This is a genomic window from Nonomuraea aurantiaca (assembly GCF_020215705.1).
GTDB lineage: Bacteria > Actinomycetota > Actinomycetes > Streptosporangiales > Streptosporangiaceae > Nonomuraea > Nonomuraea aurantiaca.
Window position 1 is genome coordinate 1 of record NZ_JAIWNB010000063.1, and the last position, 16584, is coordinate 16584.

Below are 16584 nucleotides of genomic sequence, written 5' to 3' on the forward strand. Positions count from 1 at the left end.
CTGCTGTCCTGAGCCACCGCAACACCGTCACGCTCACCCTGGCAGCCCGGCTACTCGGCCGAGACCGCAACACCCTCAGCTACCACGCCCACCGGACCCGGCCTCTGCTGGGCTTCGCGGCCCCCGAACTCGCCGCAATCCTCGCCCAGCCCCGCCGCCGAACCCACCCACCCCGCTCGATCGAGGCACTCCAGAACGAGATCACCGCCTACGAAACCAACATCAAATCGGGCAGTAGTTAGTTGACGGATCCTCACCAGTTCGTCTCGCCCGCGAAAAGCTTGGCGGCCCTGCGCAGAATGTCCCGCTCTTGCTCAAGCTCCCGGATCCGAGCCCTGAGCTGCTTGTTCTCCTCTTCCGCACGTCGTCCGAGGGTAGGTGTCCAGACGAAGCAGACTTACCAGCAGCGGCACCTCCGGCCGCGCCTTGTCTGCCCTCGCCGCGGGCTTGCGCGGCGCGCACCCATAGCCGCAGCGTCTAGCGGCTGATCCCCAGATCCCTCGCGATCGACGTGACTGTCCGGTCCGGCCTGGACAGCAAGCGTGGGGACATGCTGAAAGATGGCCGCCCAGTCCAGCCCGCAGCCGAGCACGAGGTAGCTGACGCCGCTCAGGCCGAACTCGTCCGTGGTGAGCCATGTGAGGAAGCGCCGTGCGTCGTTGGGAGGGGCCTTCTCTGAAGGGTTACCGCACGACGGGCCCAGTCATTCGCGCTAACCTCCTCCGCGGAGGGGAGCCCGTGAGGGATGGCCAGGTCCGATCACGGCCTTGATCTCGGTCGATCCGTTCACGCGACCGCAATGGACGCACATCGTCTGCTGGGTGACGTCGTTGCCGCAGGTGGCATGGGTGTAGAGGATCGGCGGCTCCCCCTCGGTCGCCCACTCGTCGCCCCATTCGGAGAGCGCGACCAGCGCGGGCGCGAGCGCGCGCCCTTTGTCGGTCAGCAGATACTCGTACAGTTCGGGCTGCTCGGAGGATTTTTGGCGGCGCATGATCCCCGCCTCCACGAAGCCGTCCAGGCGCGTCTTGAGCACGTTCGATGCGATGCCCAGCCGGCGCTGGAATTCGCGGTAGCGGGTCGCTTCGCCGAACAGGGCTTCGCGCACGATGAGCAGGCTCCAGCGTTCGCCGACCACCTCTAGGGCGCGCGCGATGGAGCACGCCTGAGACTCGTAGCTCTTCCCTAACATGCGCACAATCTTAGCCAGACCGCTTGCATCATGAAAGCGCATGACTCTACGATAGCTTGCATGATGCAAGTAGATGAGCAGCAGCACTTCACCACCACCTTCAAGGTGGACAAGAGTCCGCAGGAAGCCTTCGAGGCCGTCACCAACGTCCGCGGCTGGTGGTCCGAAGACGTCAAGGGCGTCACCGACCAGGCCGGCGCCGTGTTCTACCACCACTACGAGGACGTCCACCGCTGCACGATCCAGATCACGGAACTCCTGCCCGGCCGGAGGGTCGCCTGGCGTGTCCTGGACAACCACTTCAACTTCATCGGCGACCAGAGCGAGTGGAAGGGCACCGACATCGTCTTCGAGATCACCGACAGGGACGGCGGCGCCGAGATCCGCTTCACCCACGTAGGCCTGGTCCCGCAGTACGAGTGCTACGACGTGTGTACCAACGCGTGGAGCGGCTACATCGACGGCAGCCTGCGCAACCTGATCACCACCGGCCGAGGACAGCCCAACCCGAAGGAGGGCGGGGACATCCCCGCCCACCAGCAGTCCGCCAGCGCCGCCCGCGTCGCACGTGTGGAGCCGGCCGATGCCTGAGCCCATCACGATCACAGGCAAGACCATCCTGATCAGCGGCGCCAACCGCGGAATCGGCAGAGCACTGGTCGAGGAGGCCCTACGCAGGGACGCCGCCCGGGTGTACGCAGGCACCCGCGCGCCCTTCGCTCACCCCGACCCACGGGTTACGAACTTGATCCTCGACGTGACCGACGCGGCACAGACGCAGAAGGCCGCTCAGACGATCACGACTCTCGACATCCTCATCAACAACGCCGGCCTAGCCCAGTACGACGAGCTCAACGATCCCGCCGCGCTCGAAAGCCATCTCGCCGTCAACTTGTTTGGCACTCACCGCATGACGCAGGCCTTCCTGCCACAGCTGGCCCGTTCGCGCGGCGCCGTCGTCAATCACCTGTCGGTGGCAGCCTTCGCTCCGCTGCCCATGGTCCCGGCCTACTCGATCTCGAAGGCGGCCGCGTTCTCGATGACGCAGGCGCAGCGGGCCCTGCTGGCCGGTCGCGGCGTACGGGTCCACGCCGTTTTTATCGGCCCGACGGACACCGACATGTCCCGCGACTTCGACGCCCCGAAGGCCTCACCGGAATCGGTCGCTGCGGCCATCCTCGACGCCGTGGTGAACCAGGAGGAGGACGTCTTCCCCGACCCCATGTCCCAGACCATGGCCCCCGGCTGGCGTCGCAGTCCCGCCAAGGCGCTGGAGCGCGAGTACGCCGCCTTGGTCCCTTAGCCCGACAGCACCGCACCCATCCCCGCCTGACGACACGGAGACTTCCATGACCACTTTGCCCCCGGGCAGCATTCTTCTCGGCACCACCGACCCGGCCAAACTGCGCGACTGGTACCGCAGAGCCCTCGCACCAGAACAGGAGGGTGAAGGCGCGATCAACCTCGGCGGCTTTTTGCTGGTCATCGACCAGCGTGACGACGTCGGCCCGAAGAACGGCGAACCGGGCCGGATGATCCTCAACTTCCACGTCGATGACTTCGACGCCGTGGAGAGGCAGCTCCGGGCGGCCGGAGTGGAATGGCTCGCTCCCCCCGAGGACCGCCCCTCCGGCCGCTTCGGGACATTCGTCGACCCCGACGGGAACTACCTCCAGATCATCCAGTTCAAGCAGGGCGCATAGAACCAGCCCAGGCCGCCTGTGCAGGGGATCTTGCATGTAGGCCCGTAACTCCGAATTCCCGCCGACAAAACCACTATGATCATCGTTCTGACGCGCTCGGCACTGTGACCCCGAGCGCGTCAGGACGTAGGCCCAGGACGTAGTAAAGGACCCATCCACGCAACTACGGGACATCCGGCACGCCCGTCCGGTACTGGACCGGCGCCCGTAAGGATGACGGCGAGCCCACCCGGCCCGCAGTGGCACGGGGGGGCGAGATCGCTACCTGCTGCGCGTGACGTTCCGGCTGAGGCCGCAGTGAGCGAGAACCTGCTCGTGCTCGCCACAGCGGACGGCGCTGAGGGGCTGCCCGCCGTGGTGGCGGCGGTCGATCGAGGCAAGAACCCGTACTGGGCCTACCTCGACAGCCTCGACAGTGCCGAATCCCGCCGCACCATGAAGGGCTGCCTCGACCGGATCGCCCGCCTCATGGCCGGCCGCGACCCCGCGGGGAAGCCGGACCCGGCCGCGCGAGCCATCACCGGGGAGACCGTCCAATGGCACCTGCTGCGGGCCGAGCACACCCAGCACATCCGTGCCCTGATCGCCGCGGCGACCACCCGCAAGAAGGACGCCGATCCCGAGCCGTGGTCGACCGCGTACCGGAACAAGCACATCGTCGCCCTGCGCCAGGTCCTCGACCGGGCGTGGCTGCTCGGCCTCATGAACGCCGACGAGCGCGACCGCGCCCAGCGCGTCGGCCAGTTCTCGGGGACGCGGCTCGCCAAGGGCAGGCACCTGCCCGTCGAGCGGGTGGGGGCGCTGTTCGCGGCCTGCGACGCCGACCTCAACCCCGACCCCCAAGACGTCGACGACGACGCGCACCGCGAGCGGCTGCGCCGTACGGCGTTGCGGGACGCGGCCCTGCTGGCGGCCCTGTACTCGACCGCCGCCCGCCGGTCCGAGCTGGCCGGCGTGGCACTGGCCGACTACGACCCGGCCGACCGGTCCCTGCGCATCCGCCACGGCAAGCGGAACAAGGAACGGTACGTCTACCTCACCTCCAGTGCGGTCGGCCGGATCGAGGCGTGGCTGACCGTCCGCGGCCCCGACTCGGGCGGGCTGTTGCCGACCCCCACTTCCTGACCGGCGTGGCACCCGGCGACGGCCAGCATCTCAGCTTCCAGGAGCTGATGGGCACCAAGCGGGCCGCCTACTACCTGTACACCAGCGAGCAGATCGACGCTCCCACCGCTCTGCAATTGGGGCTGGTAAACGAGGTCTTGCCGCAAGAACGGCTACTACCTCGGGCGTGGGAAATCGCCGAGATGATCATGCAGAGACCACGGGCCACCCGCCGCCTCACTCACGCCATCCTCCAACGGCCCTGGAAGCGCCGCCTGGTTCAAGATTTCGGATTCGGCCTGGCCCACGAGATGTTCGGCATCAGCTCAGGCAAGGCCAACGGGCGCGACTCCAAATGACTCCAGCGCCAGCAAGGCGCTGTCTGAATGCCGCCTGAAGCCTCACTTATGCACCGCCCAGCACCATGACACATGGTCACTTACCCTGGCCGAAACCGCGTGCTCGAGCTACCACCGTTTAAGGCTCAGGACATGGCCGCCGAGGAGATCGGATCCAGGCAACCGATCGGTGCCCGGCAATGGCAGGATGTGTGGCTATGGGTCGTATCGCTGTGGTCACAGGGGCCAACCAGGGACTGGGGTTCGCTCTCGCAGAAGGGTTGGCGCAGCACCTCGCCGCAGCCGACATCGTCTACCTGACCGGTCGTGACGCCGACCGGCTGCGAGAGGCGGCGGGGCGCATCACCGGGCCGGGCGCTGAGATCCGCACGCATGTGCTGGACGTGACCGATGACACCGCGATCGTCGCGTTCGCCGACATGCTGCGGCAGCGGCACGGCGGGGTGGACATCGTGTTCTCCAATGCGGCGGCGCGGCTGACTCCGGACACGCCTTGGGCCGAGCTGGTAGTGCCATTCGTGGAGACCAACAATCTGGGCACCACACGCATGTTGCGGGCGTTTTCTCCCATCGTGCGGCCGGGCGGTCGGCTGCTGGTGGTAGCCAGTGACTTCGGGACCCTCCGCAGCCTGCCTGCGGTTCTCCATGGGCGATTCGACACCGAGACGATGTCGCTGGAAGACGTCGACGCGACGATGCTGGCCTGGCGGGACGCGGTGCTGGCCGGGACGGCTGCCGCCGAGGGCTGGCCCGAGTGGATCAATATCCCCTCAAAGGTGGGTCAGGTTGCCAGCGTTCGGGTGTTGGCCCGCGAGCGTCGTGATCAGGACAAGGCAGACGGGACGCTGGTCGCGGCGGTTTGCCCGGGGCTGGTGGACACCGCTGCCTCGCGGCCTTGGTTTGAGAACATGGAGCAGGCCCAGACGCCCTCCGAGGCCGCCGTCGCCCTGCTCAGGCTGGCTCTCGACCCGGTTCGTCCGGAAACCTACGGCGAGCTCGTTCAGTTCGGCCAGGTCCGCCCCTGGCAATGACATCCTGCATGCCTGGGCATCTCGGTGGAGCGCCCTGAGCGCTCCACACCTTCGCAGCTCTCCTCGTCGCGGATGCCCGCGGGCTCCCCACGGGCACACCGTCGTACGCGCGGCCTGCACGTTATCCGTACGCGCTTCTGCACTTCAAGCCGTACGCCGACACCGCCCGACGATCGCCCTGCGATGGCACAGCTCGGACAGGGCTGGGGCGATCGAACGCCGCACGACCTCCTTCGTCGGCCGCACGGCATCGGTTTACCTTCTCATCCCTCCTGGCTGTGACTTTGATGGCTTGGTGGCATGAGTTACCCGGCGGTATTTGGCGTTCGCGGGCCGAGCCGGGTTGTGTTTAAGGGTTCGTCAAAACGCCGTCGGGCGGCCCTGAGCACTGCACAGAGGGCCGCCCGACGGCATGGCGCCTGGTAGATCTCGGCTGTTGGTGGCCGGTGGCCTCACATGATTCCGATGACGAGGTTCTCGCGGGCGGCCTCGACGACTTCTTTGGTCACGGTGCTCAGCTGGTTGATTTCCAGGACTCGTTCGATCTGGTCGACGAGGCGCGTGGTGAGCCGGAAGTTGCCGTTGGTGATGCGGGTGATGGCGGCGATGGCTTCAGTGGTGGCGAAGTCGTCGGAGTTTCCGAGGCCGAGGTGGGGCCAATGGCGGGCGAGGACGAATGCTTGTTCGTCGGTGGACAGGGGCTTGTAGTGGTGGACGAAGCCGACGCGGGAGTAGAGCTGGGGGTAGCGGGCGAGGCGTTTTTCGATGCCGGGCATGCCGATGAGGATGAGGCCGATCCCGGTGCGGTCGTGGTGGTCGCGCAGTTGCTCAGGCGCGGCGGTCTTGAGTCTGTCCGCTTCGTCCACGATGAGGAGTTCGGCGTGTCCCGCGCTGGCCGGGCTGCTGCCCAGGCTGGGGCGCTCGCCGTTGCCGCGGCCGGTCTGGAGCATGAGTTCGACGGTCCAGCCGAGCCGGTCACACAGGTAGGAGATCTCCTTGTCGAGGTTTTGCGGGGTTGAGTGGACTTTGGGGGTGTACATGACGGCGCGGGCGGACAGCACGTCGCCGACGTCGGCGTCGTCCGCGTCGCTGCCGGTGGCGCGGACGCCGGCGAGGTGAGGAGCGAGCTGGTCCCACTTGGCGTAGGTGCGGGCCGATTCGGTCTTGCCGACGCCGGGGGCGCCGAAGCACAGGCCGACGTAGCGTTTGCGGCGGACGGCGTCGGCGGATTCAAGGAACCGTTTGTGTTCCTTGAATCCGCCATGATCGGCGCGGGTCCGGGTACGGTGCCGCCGTTCATGGCGGGGGTGTGCCCGGCAGGTTCGGGTGGTGGGAGGCGGTCGCTGGCGTAGTGTCGTGCGCCGGTGGGGGTGGCGGAGTCGGCGGGTGTCGGCTCCGGTGGGTCGGGGATCTCGTCGGGTTCGTCGTCGTGTCGCTCCACGCTCGGTGGTCTATCCGAACGGCTGCAGCCTCACTCATTCCAGTAGCGTTTGAGTCGCGGAGCGTCATCGCGGGTAGCGATGGGGGCGGCCTGCTCGGGGTCGGGGAGGCCCGCCTGGATGAGTTTCGGACGGTCGTGGGCGTGGTCGGAGCCAGGGCCGCTGCTGGTGGTTTCGTCGGGGGTCGCCCAATTGCTGAGCTCGGCGCGCGCGGCGGTGGGGTAGGCGGCGGGGAGGGGTTCGTTGTGGGCGGCCAGGAGCCTGTCGACGACGGCGGAGCGGCTGGTCAGCGTGCCGCGTAGCTGTTTGCGGCGGGCGTTGCGGGCGGCGGTGATCTCTTTGAGGCTGATGGTCTCGCCGGACAGCTCGGGGCAGATGGCTCGGCACAGGAACGTCTCGCCGTCCAGGGTGCGCAGGTAGACGCGGATCTCGGTGATGTCGCGGGGGTCGTAGCGGATAGTGGCCTGTTTGGTGACGTAGTCGGCCAGGACGGGGTCGATGTAGCGCAGGTTCAGGAAGTGGATTCCGTCGGTGTGGATCTTGCGGGGTTTGGCAACGGTGGACAGCAGCAGGTCGAGTTGTTCGAGGGAGGTGGGCATGCGCGGGATGAACGCGCTAGCCTCCCACCGCTGCTGGGGTGGCGTCTTGGTTTCGGAGTGGGGGCGCTGGTTGTAGACCTCGCGGATGAACCGGCCGATCGCGGCGTCGAGCTGCGTGAGGGTGAGCTGCGCCTGACTGGCGCGGTCGGGGGTGCCGCGCGGAGCATAGCCGGGCAGGTGGGCCAGGCACATCTGGTTGACGGTGCCGATCAGCCGCTCGATCTTCCCGTGGCCGTGCGGCTGGCCCTTCTTGGTAAACACCGGACGGACGCGCAGATCGGCCATCACCTGTTCCAGGTGCAGGGAGGTAAAGTCGGAGCCGTGGTCGAGGTGGAAGACATCGGGGATGCCGCACACGTGCCAGTCCGGTTCGCTCTTGCGCCAGATCGCGTGCCGAAAGGCCAGCGCGGTCGTCAGCGCGGAGGGGGCTTCGAGGTTGACGGCGTAGCCGGCGACGGCGCGGGAGTGGTCGTCCTCGATGGCCGTCAGCCACGGCCGGGCGGGCTTGCCGGAGGAGTCGATCACCCAGATGTCCAGCTCAGTGTGATCGGCTTGCCAGATATCGTTCGGCTTGGACGCTTCCCGCCGGTGCACCAGCTCATACACCTCCCGGTACCGTTTGGTCCCTTCGTGCGCCATGACCTGCAGTGCCGGGTCGATGCCGGTCACGATCTCGTGCACGGATCCATACCCCGGCCGCGGCCAGCCACGCTGGGCGGCCACGCTGACGGCCTGCCGATGGATCTTCGCGATGGTCGGACGGGGCGGCTTGAGCGCCAGTCCCTCGATGAAAGCGATCAGCTCGCTGGGTAGCCTGCGGCGCCCCTTGTCGGAGCGGTCGGCCCTGGCCAGGCCCTGCAAGCCGTCCTGTTTGTAGGCGGCCAGCCAGCGCTGCGCCGTCCGGTACGGCACGCCGCCGCTGGCGGCGGCCGCCTTGAGCGTCACCCCGTCGTACAGATGCGGCACCAGAACCCGGTACCGTGCCAGCGCCACCGGTGTCGCGTCGATCCCGCCCGCTGGGGTGTCGCCGGGCGGGGCCGTGGGACCGGCGTCGGGTGGTTCGGCGCTCATTGCTTCATGGTGACCCTGAGGTGGGAGGTCGCGCCAGGCCGCCACAGGGCAGCGGCGAGGTGACCGGTGCTGTTACCCGGAGAAACCATCCCGATCCGGGCGGACGTGTCGCGAACCTACGCAAGGGACGGCGGGTCGAGGAGTTCGATCTCGATGACCAGAACGCCGAGGGCTTCCTCTCTCGAGGCCGTAGATGCGGCGGGTGTTGGCGAACTGGTTGCGGGGGCTGGTCGGGCTGACTCTCGAAGGGCCCTCGGTGTCCAGCATCTCGTGTCTGCGAACAGGCAGGTTATTGCGCGCTCGCGGTGAGCGGGTTGCCGTTGCGGCGGCTTTCGAGGTCGTCGAGGATCGCCGCAGTGGCCGTGGCTCCGAAGCGGGTGGCGCCGAGCCGGTGCATGTGTAGGAGCGCGTCCAGGGTGCGAACGCCTCCGGCGGCCTTGACCTGCATGTGGGAGGACACGGTGCGTCGCATCAGGGCAATGTCGGCGGCCGTCGCCCCGCCGGGGGCGAACCCGGTGCTGGTCTTGACGAAGGCCGCGCCCGCGGTCTCGGCGGCCTTGTACCCGGCGGTCTTGTATTGGTCGGTCAGGTAGGCGTTCTCGAAGATCACTTTGACGGGGCGTCCCTCGGCGGCCTGGACGACGGCGGCGATCTCGTTCTGGACGAACGCGACGTCGCCACCGCGCAGGCGACCGATGTTGATCACCATGTCGATCTCCTCCGCCCCCAGGCAGATCAGTTCGGTGGTCTCGAAGACCTTCGCCTGCATGGTGCTGCCGCCGTGCGGGAAGCCGACGACCGTGCCGACGCGAACCCGGCTGCCGCGCAGCGCGGTGGCCGCAGCCGCCACGTCGGCGGGCCGCACGCACACCGACGCCGTGCGGTACTCCAAGGCAGTCGCCAGGCCGTCCTCGACCTCGGCCGGAGTCAGTTCGGGTCGCAGCAGCGAGTGGTCGATCATCTTCGCCACCTCCTCGCGTGAGGGCAGGGTGCCCTCCCAGCGCGGGACGTCGATCGAGGCAACGGACATGATGGTCTCCTCCAGGTCGCCTGAGATAAGCTGTATATACAGCCTATACAGACCTAGGTGACGGTGTCGACCGGCGTCACACTGGGAGCCGACACCATCCGACTGAGGAGGAACACACCCGCCATGGCCGCGTCGCAACCGCTGTACGAGCGCATCGAGAAGCAACTGCGCCGGCGCCTCGAAGGCGCCAGCGACGGCGATCCGTTCCCCTCCGAATCACAGCTGGCGCAGGAGTTCGGCGTCTCCCGGATGACGGCGCGCGCCGCTCTGGTCCGACTGGAACGCGACGGCCTGCTAGAGCGGGTGCCCGGGCGAGGCAGCTTCGTGCGCCAGGCCGCCGCCGCCCGGCCGGTCGGCACCCTGCTGAGCTTCCACGACCAGGCCCTCGCCCTTGGCAGGACACCACGTTCCCGAGTCCTGGAAGCCGCCGTGCGCCCCGCCTCCCCCCAGGAGACGGCCGCCCTCTACCCGGCTCTCACCACGCAACCCGCGTCCGTGGTCGCCATCAGCCGCGTCCGACTCTTCGACGACCTGCCCATGGCCATCGAACACGCCACGTTCCCTGCCGCCCTCGCCGCGCTGCTCACCGCCGACCTGGAGACCGGATCACTGCACCAGACCCTCCGCCGCACAGGACTGCACCCGACCCTCGGCTCCTCCGTCCTCACGGCGCGTACAGCCGACGACGATGCACCCCAACTCGACGTCGCTCCCACCACGCCGATGCTCGTCGAAACGCGCTCCATCATCGACCAGCATGGGAACCCCCTCGAATACACGATCAGCTCCTACGTGGCGCACCGCTACGCGCTAAAGGTCGACTTCTCCGTCTCCGCACCCGGACACCCCTCGCACCCGGCCGACAGCGGCGGCGACGCGGTGAGTTGCCCAGCCTGACGCCTCACCCGGCCTCCAAGCACCCGGTCGTGTCGGGCAAGGTCTTGGAACGGCGCAACGGAACAACTCAAGCGGCGCCATACGGTGTCGGGAAACGACCGTTATCTTGAGCCGCCCGAAGGGCGTCCTCGACGTTGAGCAAGCCCTGGTGAGGCCTCGAATTCTGCATGGTGGATGTGGTTATCTGCCGCCGTCCGTCACGCAGATTGCCCGGAGGTCCGATGCTCGTACAGCGCGTGGTGATGCCTGCCTCGCCGGTTGAGTCGTGGACGGTGCTCGGCGACGACGCCGTTCCCGTCGAGCCGGTCGAGCGCTACCTGGCCTACCTCACCGACATCGAGCGCTCCCCGAACACGGTCAAGGCCTACGCGCACGACCTGAAGGACTGGTTCTCCTTCCTTGCTATGCGCGGGCTGGACTGGCGCGAGGTGCGCCTTGAGGACGTCGGTGAGTTCGTCGCCTGGCTGCGGCTGCCGCCCGCGGCCCGGGCCGGGGCGGTCACGGTGCTGCCGTCGGTCGAGCACCACTGCGGGGAAGCCACGATCAACCGGAAGCTCTCGGCGGTCAGCGCCTTCTACCAGCACGCGGCCCGCCACGGCGTCGACCTGGGCGAGCTGCTGACGACGTGGCAGCCGGCCGGTCACCGAAGCGCCGCCTGGAGGCCGTTCCTGCATCATGTCTCCAAGGGCCGGCCACAGCAACGGCGGGCGATCTCACTCAAGGCGGCGAAGAAGCTCCCGCGCATCCTCAGCGCGGCCGAGGCCCAGGCCATCCTGGACGCCTGCGAGCGGCTGCGGGACCGGCTGCTGTTCGCCGTCTTGTTCGACTCGGGCATGCGGATCGGCGAGGCCCTCGGGCTGCGGCACGAGGACTGGGCTGTCGCCGAGCGCGAACTGTCGGTAGTGCCGCGGCTCAATGACAACGGCGCGCGCACCAAGTCGGCGACGGGCAGGACCGTCTCCGTCGGCGCCGAGCTGATCCGTCTCTACGCCGACTACATGCACGCCGAGTACGGCGATCTCGACTCCGACTACGTCTTCGTCAACCTCTGGGCCGCCCCGCGCGGGCACGCGATGACCTATGCGGCCGTCTACGACCTGGTCAGACGGCTCCGCCGCAGGATCGGCATCGACTACGACCCCCACTGGTGCCGCCACACCTACGCCACCAGGCTGCTGCGCGGCGGCACCCCGGTCGAGGTCGTCAGCAAGCTCCTCGGACACGCCTGCCTGACCACCACGACCGACACCTATGGGCACCTCACCGCCGAAGATGCTCGGAAGGCACTGGAGGCCGCCGGCTGGTTCGACGGCACGGAGGTACGGCTGTGAGCGAGAGCTCGCACATGCCCGCCGACCCGGGAGAGGCAGGGCCCGAACGTCCCGAGTTCCAGCTCCATGCAGGGCAGCGCACCGAGGAATCCAGCCGGCGATGCGGCTGGGACAGCGAGTACGACCGGGACGTCTGGCGGCTGCGCGAGCTGGGGATCAAGGCCAAGGTCGCCCATATCCTCTTCGACCAGATCCCACAGCCCTGGCTGAAGGATCTGGCCAAGCGGTGGGCCCGGTGGCGGCTCAGCACTGGGCTTGGCGCCGAATCGGCAGCTTCTGGCACACGAGTCCTCACCTACTTCGCACAGTTCCTCGCATCGCCGGCGGTCTGCGTCGTCCGCCTTGATCAGGTGAACCGGCCGCTGCTGGAGCGGTATCTCGCCCAGCTGCACGTCGACTACGCGGGGCGAGTGGTGCACCGGCACTTCATCGGGCAGCTCAACCTCTTCTTCCTGGCCATTCGCCAGCATGGCTGGGACGACACCCTGCCCGCTAGCGCTGTGTTCTTCCACGAGGACTTTCCCCGTCGCGACGAGCGGTTGCCCCGGGCGCTGAGCGAAACCGTGATGACACAGCTGGAGCACCCCTCGAACCTGGACCGCTGGAAGAACCCGGCCCACCGGCTGGTCACGCTCATCCTGATGCGCTGCGGACTGAGGATCACCGACACGGTGCGGCTACCGCACGACTGCATCGTCCACGACGCCGACGGCGCCCCCTATCTGCGCTATCTGAACCACAAGATGAAACGTGAAGGCTCGTCCCCATCGACGAGGAACTCGAACGCGAGATCCGAGATCACCAGCGCCGCCTCCGTGATCGCTGGCCACACGGCACTCCGGTTCTCTTCCCGCGACTCCTGAAGAACTCAGAAGGGCACGAGCCCACGGACGACAACGTCTACCGGACCGCGATGCACCAGTGGTTGAAGGCATGCGACGTCCGTGACGAACACGGCCGCCTCGTGAAGGTCACCCCTCACCAGTTCCGTCACACGCTGGGGACCCGGCTGATCAACCGGGACGTCCCGCAGGAAGTCGTGCGCCGGATCCTCGACCACGACTCCCACATGATGACGGCGCACTACGCCCGGCTGAGCGACACCACCATCCGCCGGCATTGGGAGCGGGCCCGCAAGGTCGACATCACCGGCCAAGCCGTCACTCTCGACCCCGAAGGGCCCGTGGCCGAGGCGGCCTGGGCCAAGCAGCGTCTCGGCCGGGTCACCCAGGCCCTACCCAATGGCTTCTGCGGCCTGCCGGTGCAGAAGACCTGTCCACACGCCAATGCCTGCTTGACGTGCCCGATGTTCGTGACGACATCGGAGTTCCTGCCTCAGCACCGGCAGCAGCGCCAACAGCTCCTGCAGATCGTCTCGGCCGCCGAGGCCCGCGGCCAGCTCCGCGTCATCGAGATGAACCAGCAGGTCCTCGGCAACCTCGACCGGATCATTACCGCCCTCGAGGTCGACGAAGCTCCCGATGGCACGGAGGTGAGCGATGCGGGCTAACAACTCCCGCCACATCCTCGCCGCTGCCCGCAACCGGCACGAGTACACCCGGGCCAAGGCGATCCAGGCACTTCGCGCGATCGACGCCCAGGGCACGGCCGTCACCTTCGACATCGTGGCTCGTGCTGCCGGCGTCTCACGGTCCTGGCTCTACACCCAGCCAGACCTGCGCGCCGAGATCGAACGTCTGCGCTCTGAACGACAGCGTGCCTCCGCCACGCCGGTCCCGGTCCGGCAACGAGCATCCGATGCCTCGCTCCGTCGGCGGCTGGAAGCCGCCAACGAGCGCAACCGCCGCCTCACCGAGGAGAACCGCCAGCTCCGAGAACAACTCGCCCGCGCGCTCGGCGATCTCCGCGCCACCCGGCTCCAGAGCCCGGCCGTCCCGACGGCCCGCCGCCAAGGTCGCGGTTCGGCAACGATCGGGCCCTGCTGACAGGGCCCACAGGCAGCCTCCTGAGCTGCCTCATGAGCACTGTCCTCACCGCATCGCCCCAGGTCAACGACGCACGCTGCTTCGGAGCTCAAGATAACGTTCGTTTTGGGGCGACCTCGTCCAAGGCTTCGCCTATGCGCGGTTGAGCAGGCGGCGCTGCTGTTCGGCGGGCCACTGCCGCCTCACGGAAGGGGCCCAACTGCGCCGCGAGATCGAGCGGGTGGAGGTGCCCGACCGGCTCAGCCAGCGGTGAAGCCGTCTGTCGCGGTGCGGCAGAACTCGCGGAAGCAGGTCAGCCATTCAACCGTCGCGGAATAGTTGCGGTCGAGGTCATCACGGTGGAATTCAAACGTGTCGGGTTCCGTGGTGATCAATCCGTCGTGGAGGACCCGTCCGCCAGCGGGGATGTTCGCTAGGTAGGTCTCCAAAAAGGTGGCGATCCGCTGGGCCTGCTCACCGGTCAGTTCCATGTCGCTGTGGTAACCCAGCAACTCGGTCGTGTCGGCGTCCAGGGTGCCGGACTTCTTTAGCAGTTCCAGAGTCGGCCGCCAGTTCCACGCGTTGACGTCCAACGACTCGCCGTTCGGGGTTTCGAGCGTCCAGGACATCCGCTCACCCTATCGATCAGCAGTGCTTTCTCGAACCGCTAGAACATCATGATCAAAACTGTGCCACGTCGTTGGGTATGGTGAGCACGACCTCGCGGATCTGCGCCATGGTGGCCCGGTCGACCACGCTCAAGCGGGCCCTGAGTGCGCCTCTGGCATGCAGCCACCCCCAGACCGGCAGCGAGTCCCTCCCAAAAGGCGTCGCTGTTCAATAACGTTTGCCCCCTCCGCTGCCCCTGCCCATGAAGACCCACTGGCTCGTAAAAGACAGTGCCCTCGACGAGCCAGTGCAGGTCGGAGACCTTGGCGGACTAAGAGGTCATAACAGAATGGGATTGCCCGCATCCTTACGGTGATGATTGTCGTTGGGTGGGGTGTGAGGAAGGGCGAGCAGCTACCGTGGATCGTCTCGGACAGCTTGTGGGAGCGGATTGAGCCGTTGTTGCCGAAGGTCCAGCGGCGCACCCATCATCCGGGGCGCAAGCGTCTGGATGACCGTAAGGCGTTGTGCGGGATCTTGTTCGTGCTCTACACCGCCATCCCGTGGGAGTTTCTGCCGCAGGAGCTGGGCTTCGGCTCGGGCATGACGTGCTGGCGGCGGCTGCGTGACTGGCACCAGGCCGGTGTGTGGGACAGGCTGCACCGGCTCCTGCTCGCCGAACTGCACGCGGCCGACCAGCTCGACTGGTCCAAGGCGGTGATCGACAGCTCTCACGTCCGGGCGCTCAAGGGCGGCCCAAAACCGGCCCGAGCCCGGTCGACCGTGCCAAGCCGGGCTCGAAACACCACGTCATCGCCGACGGCAACGGCATCCCGCTCGCCTTATCCCTGACCGGCGGCAACCGCAACGACGTCACCCAGCTCCTCCCGTTGATCAAGGCGATCCCGCCGGTCCGGGGCCGAGTAGGCCGGCCCCGCAAGCGACCTGCCTGCCTGTACGCCGACCGCGGCTACGACCACGACAAGTACCGCCGCCTGGTCTGGCGCACCGGCATCAAACCGCGCATCGCTCGCCGCGGCACCCCGCACGGCTCCGGCCTGGGCATCCACCGCTGGGTCGCCGAACAGACGATCGCGCTCCTGCACTGGTTCCGCCGCCTGCGCATCCGCTGGGAGATCCGCGACGACATCCACGAAGCCTTCATGACCCTCGCCGCCGCCATCATCTGCTGGCGCCGCCTCGTCCGCTGATCTTTCTGTTAGGAGCCCTAACGGCTCAAGATAACGATCGTCTGCCGACACTTTGAAGGCGGATCAAGATGCCCAGGTCGAATGTGTCGACAACACGTGTCGACTTTCAATGTCGGAGAACGGTCCGCAGAGTAAATTCCGACACATGCTGTTCGGCTACGCGCGGGTCTCAACCGCAGACCAGAACCCCGACCACCAGATCGACGCGCTCCTGCGCGCCGGAGCCTCTCGCGAGAACATCCACATCGACAAGGCGTCCGGGGCGAAGGCCTCGCGGCCGAAGCTCGATCTGGTGCTACAGCTGCTGCGCGAGGGCGACACGTTGAAGGTCACCCGGCTGGATCGGCTGTCGCGGTCGGTGCTGCACCTGGTGACACTCGGCGCGGACCTTCGTGAACGGAAGATCGGCCTGCACGTGATCGAACAGGGCATCGACACCGAGACGGTCGAAGGCCGCGCCATGTTCGGCATGCTGTCAGTGCTGGCCGAGCTGCAGCGTGAACTGATCGTGGTGAACACGATGGACGGCCTGGCCTCGGCGCGGGCGCGCGGCCAGGTCGGCGGCCGCCGATCGCGGCTTTCCGCGGAGCAGGCCGCCCTCGCCCAGGAGCTGTACGACGCGCGGGTCAAGACGGTCCAGCAGATCGCCGATCTGTTCGGCGTGCCTCGCTCCACGGTGTACGGGCACTTGAACAGGGAGACCACGGTGCCCCGCCAGCCGAAGAAGAAGACCGCGGCGAAGGCGTAGCCGTCAGCCGATCAAGTACTCCAGACGGCCGCCGCGCTGGTGCGCTGCCAGCGCCTACCTGCAACTGCTGTGCTTGCTCAAAGACGAGATCGACGCCGCCCCGGTCAACCACGTCATGGCCAAGACCCGCCACAAGAACCCCCGCACCCACTGAGCGGCCCCACCAACAAGACGCCAAATACCGCCGGGTAACTCACGCCATCAAGCCGGGTCTGGTGCATTTGCTGGGGAGCGGTCACGGAGTGCGATTTCCAGGTGCGAGTGGGGCCGGGGCCGCATGGAGGGTGGTAGCGATCGCGTAACGCGTTGCGCGTGAGAACGGCCGTTCTGTCACG

17 protein-coding genes and 2 pseudogenes are annotated in these 16584 nt (G+C 67.5%); 14 read left to right on the top strand and 5 right to left on the bottom strand.

The window, feature by feature from the left end; all coding sequences use genetic code 11:
• A pseudogene (locus tag LDL49_RS54685) lies at positions 1–242 on the top strand (ISAzo13 family transposase); the annotation flags it as partial.
• Between the two features lie 470 nt (positions 243–712).
• Here LDL49_RS54685 and LDL49_RS54690 read toward each other — a convergent pair.
• Positions 713–1279, bottom strand: a complete 567-nt coding sequence (locus LDL49_RS54690) for a winged helix-turn-helix transcriptional regulator (RefSeq protein ID WP_225302879.1) — start codon at positions 1277–1279, stop codon at positions 713–715.
• Here LDL49_RS54690 and LDL49_RS54695 point away from each other — a divergent pair.
• From LDL49_RS54695 to LDL49_RS54720, 6 genes are all read left to right on the top strand, one after another.
• Positions 1253–1783 carry an SRPBCC family protein gene (locus tag LDL49_RS54695; RefSeq protein WP_225302880.1) on the top strand — a complete coding sequence of 177 codons (531 nt, stop codon included), beginning with the start codon at positions 1253–1255 and terminating at the stop codon, positions 1781–1783. The genes LDL49_RS54690 and LDL49_RS54695 overlap by 27 nt on opposite strands.
• Positions 1776–2495: an SDR family NAD(P)-dependent oxidoreductase gene (locus LDL49_RS54700; RefSeq protein WP_225302881.1), complete on the top strand. Its 720-nt coding sequence runs from the start codon at positions 1776–1778 to the stop codon at positions 2493–2495. The genes LDL49_RS54695 and LDL49_RS54700 overlap by 8 nt, the downstream gene beginning before the upstream one ends.
• A gap of 46 nt (positions 2496–2541) precedes the next feature.
• Positions 2542–2895 (top strand): VOC family protein, encoded by a 354-nt coding sequence (locus LDL49_RS54705; protein WP_225302882.1) that lies wholly within the window; start codon positions 2542–2544, stop codon positions 2893–2895.
• A gap of 297 nt (positions 2896–3192) precedes the next feature.
• Positions 3193–4020 carry a tyrosine-type recombinase/integrase gene (locus tag LDL49_RS59005; protein WP_225302883.1) on the top strand — a complete coding sequence of 276 codons (828 nt, stop codon included), beginning with the start codon at positions 3193–3195 and terminating at the stop codon, positions 4018–4020.
• Positions 4021–4025: 5 nt separating this feature from the next.
• On the top strand, positions 4026–4358 hold the full coding sequence (locus LDL49_RS54715) for an enoyl-CoA hydratase/isomerase family protein (protein ID WP_308016315.1): 333 nt from the start codon (positions 4026–4028) through the stop codon (positions 4356–4358).
• Between the two features lie 197 nt (positions 4359–4555).
• A complete protein-coding gene (locus LDL49_RS54720) occupies positions 4556–5389 on the top strand; it encodes an SDR family NAD(P)-dependent oxidoreductase (protein WP_225302885.1) in 834 nt (277 codons plus the stop codon).
• A gap of 452 nt (positions 5390–5841) precedes the next feature.
• Here LDL49_RS54720 and LDL49_RS54725 read toward each other — a convergent pair.
• The 3 genes and pseudogenes from LDL49_RS54725 to deoC all read right to left on the bottom strand — a co-directional run.
• A pseudogene (locus tag LDL49_RS54725) lies at positions 5842–6588 on the bottom strand (AAA family ATPase); the annotation flags it as partial.
• A 272-nt stretch (positions 6589–6860) separates the two neighbouring features.
• Positions 6861–8498, bottom strand: coding sequence for a TnsB C-terminal domain-containing protein (locus LDL49_RS54730; RefSeq protein ID WP_225302886.1), 1638 nt, complete (start codon positions 8496–8498; stop codon positions 6861–6863).
• Between the two features lie 289 nt (positions 8499–8787).
• Positions 8788–9528 carry a deoxyribose-phosphate aldolase gene (gene deoC / locus LDL49_RS54735; RefSeq protein WP_225302887.1) on the bottom strand — a complete coding sequence of 247 codons (741 nt, stop codon included), beginning with the start codon at positions 9526–9528 and terminating at the stop codon, positions 8788–8790.
• Between the two features lie 123 nt (positions 9529–9651).
• Between deoC and LDL49_RS54740 the strand changes: the two genes are divergently transcribed.
• The 5 genes from LDL49_RS54740 to LDL49_RS54760 all read left to right on the top strand — a co-directional run bounded on the left by LDL49_RS54740 (position 9652) and on the right by LDL49_RS54760 (position 13702).
• Positions 9652–10425 (top strand): GntR family transcriptional regulator, encoded by a 774-nt coding sequence (locus tag LDL49_RS54740; RefSeq protein ID WP_225302888.1) that lies wholly within the window; start codon positions 9652–9654, stop codon positions 10423–10425.
• A gap of 221 nt (positions 10426–10646) precedes the next feature.
• Positions 10647–11756 (top strand): site-specific integrase, encoded by a 1110-nt coding sequence (locus LDL49_RS54745; protein ID WP_225302889.1) that lies wholly within the window; start codon positions 10647–10649, stop codon positions 11754–11756.
• A gap of 14 nt (positions 11757–11770) precedes the next feature.
• The gene (locus LDL49_RS54750; RefSeq protein ID WP_225302890.1) at positions 11771–12619 is read left to right on the top strand and encodes a site-specific integrase; all 849 of its coding nucleotides are present in this window, start codon (positions 11771–11773) and stop codon (positions 12617–12619) included.
• On the top strand, positions 12616–13266 hold the full coding sequence (locus LDL49_RS54755) for a tyrosine-type recombinase/integrase (RefSeq protein ID WP_225302896.1): 651 nt from the start codon (positions 12616–12618) through the stop codon (positions 13264–13266). The genes LDL49_RS54750 and LDL49_RS54755 overlap by 4 nt, the downstream gene beginning before the upstream one ends.
• Positions 13256–13702 carry a DUF6262 family protein gene (locus LDL49_RS54760; protein ID WP_225302891.1) on the top strand — a complete coding sequence of 149 codons (447 nt, stop codon included), beginning with the start codon at positions 13256–13258 and terminating at the stop codon, positions 13700–13702. Before LDL49_RS54755 ends, LDL49_RS54760 begins: the two co-directional genes overlap by 11 nt.
• 239 nt (positions 13703–13941) lie before the next feature.
• Here LDL49_RS54760 and LDL49_RS54765 read toward each other — a convergent pair whose 3' ends face one another.
• Entirely contained in the window at positions 13942–14310 is a 369-nt protein-coding gene (locus tag LDL49_RS54765; RefSeq protein ID WP_225302892.1) for a hypothetical protein, read from the bottom strand.
• Positions 14311–14665: 355 nt separating this feature from the next.
• On the opposite strand from LDL49_RS54765, the gene LDL49_RS54770 reads away from it, so the two are divergent.
• Together LDL49_RS54770 and LDL49_RS54775 are read left to right on the top strand one after the other, a co-directional pair.
• Positions 14666–15501 (top strand): IS5 family transposase gene (locus LDL49_RS54770; RefSeq protein WP_225302893.1). Its coding sequence is split into 2 segments (ribosomal slippage): positions 14666–15047 and positions 15047–15501, totalling 837 coding nucleotides; the frame shifts between segments, so codons are not numbered across the junction.
• A gap of 145 nt (positions 15502–15646) precedes the next feature.
• A complete protein-coding gene (locus LDL49_RS54775) occupies positions 15647–16249 on the top strand; it encodes a recombinase family protein (protein WP_225302894.1) in 603 nt (200 codons plus the stop codon).
• The last annotated feature ends 335 nt before the right edge of the window (positions 16250–16584 follow it).

What these genes read in the sequence shown, in the direction of transcription:
- LDL49_RS54720 (WP_225302885.1), top strand. Translation starts at nt 4,556, where the DNA reads ATGGGTCGTATCGCTGTGGTCACAGGGGCCAACCAGGGACTGGGGTTC.
- LDL49_RS54760 (WP_225302891.1), top strand. Translation starts at nt 13,256, where the DNA reads ATGCGGGCTAACAACTCCCGCCACATCCTCGCCGCTGCCCGCAACCGG.
- LDL49_RS54750 (WP_225302890.1), top strand. Translation starts at nt 11,771, where the DNA reads ATGCCCGCCGACCCGGGAGAGGCAGGGCCCGAACGTCCCGAGTTCCAG.
- LDL49_RS54705 (WP_225302882.1), top strand. Translation starts at nt 2,542, where the DNA reads ATGACCACTTTGCCCCCGGGCAGCATTCTTCTCGGCACCACCGACCCG.
- LDL49_RS54775 (WP_225302894.1), top strand. Translation starts at nt 15,647, where the DNA reads ATGCTGTTCGGCTACGCGCGGGTCTCAACCGCAGACCAGAACCCCGAC.
- LDL49_RS54700 (WP_225302881.1), top strand. Translation starts at nt 1,776, where the DNA reads ATGCCTGAGCCCATCACGATCACAGGCAAGACCATCCTGATCAGCGGC.
- deoC (WP_225302887.1), bottom strand. Translation starts at nt 9,528, where the DNA reads ATGTCCGTTGCCTCGATCGACGTCCCGCGCTGGGAGGGCACCCTGCCC.
- LDL49_RS54740 (WP_225302888.1), top strand. Translation starts at nt 9,652, where the DNA reads ATGGCCGCGTCGCAACCGCTGTACGAGCGCATCGAGAAGCAACTGCGC.
- LDL49_RS54745 (WP_225302889.1), top strand. Translation starts at nt 10,647, where the DNA reads ATGCTCGTACAGCGCGTGGTGATGCCTGCCTCGCCGGTTGAGTCGTGG.
- LDL49_RS54765 (WP_225302892.1), bottom strand. Translation starts at nt 14,310, where the DNA reads ATGTCCTGGACGCTCGAAACCCCGAACGGCGAGTCGTTGGACGTCAAC.
- LDL49_RS54730 (WP_225302886.1), bottom strand. Translation starts at nt 8,498, where the DNA reads ATGAGCGCCGAACCACCCGACGCCGGTCCCACGGCCCCGCCCGGCGAC.
- LDL49_RS54695 (WP_225302880.1), top strand. Translation starts at nt 1,253, where the DNA reads ATGATGCAAGTAGATGAGCAGCAGCACTTCACCACCACCTTCAAGGTG.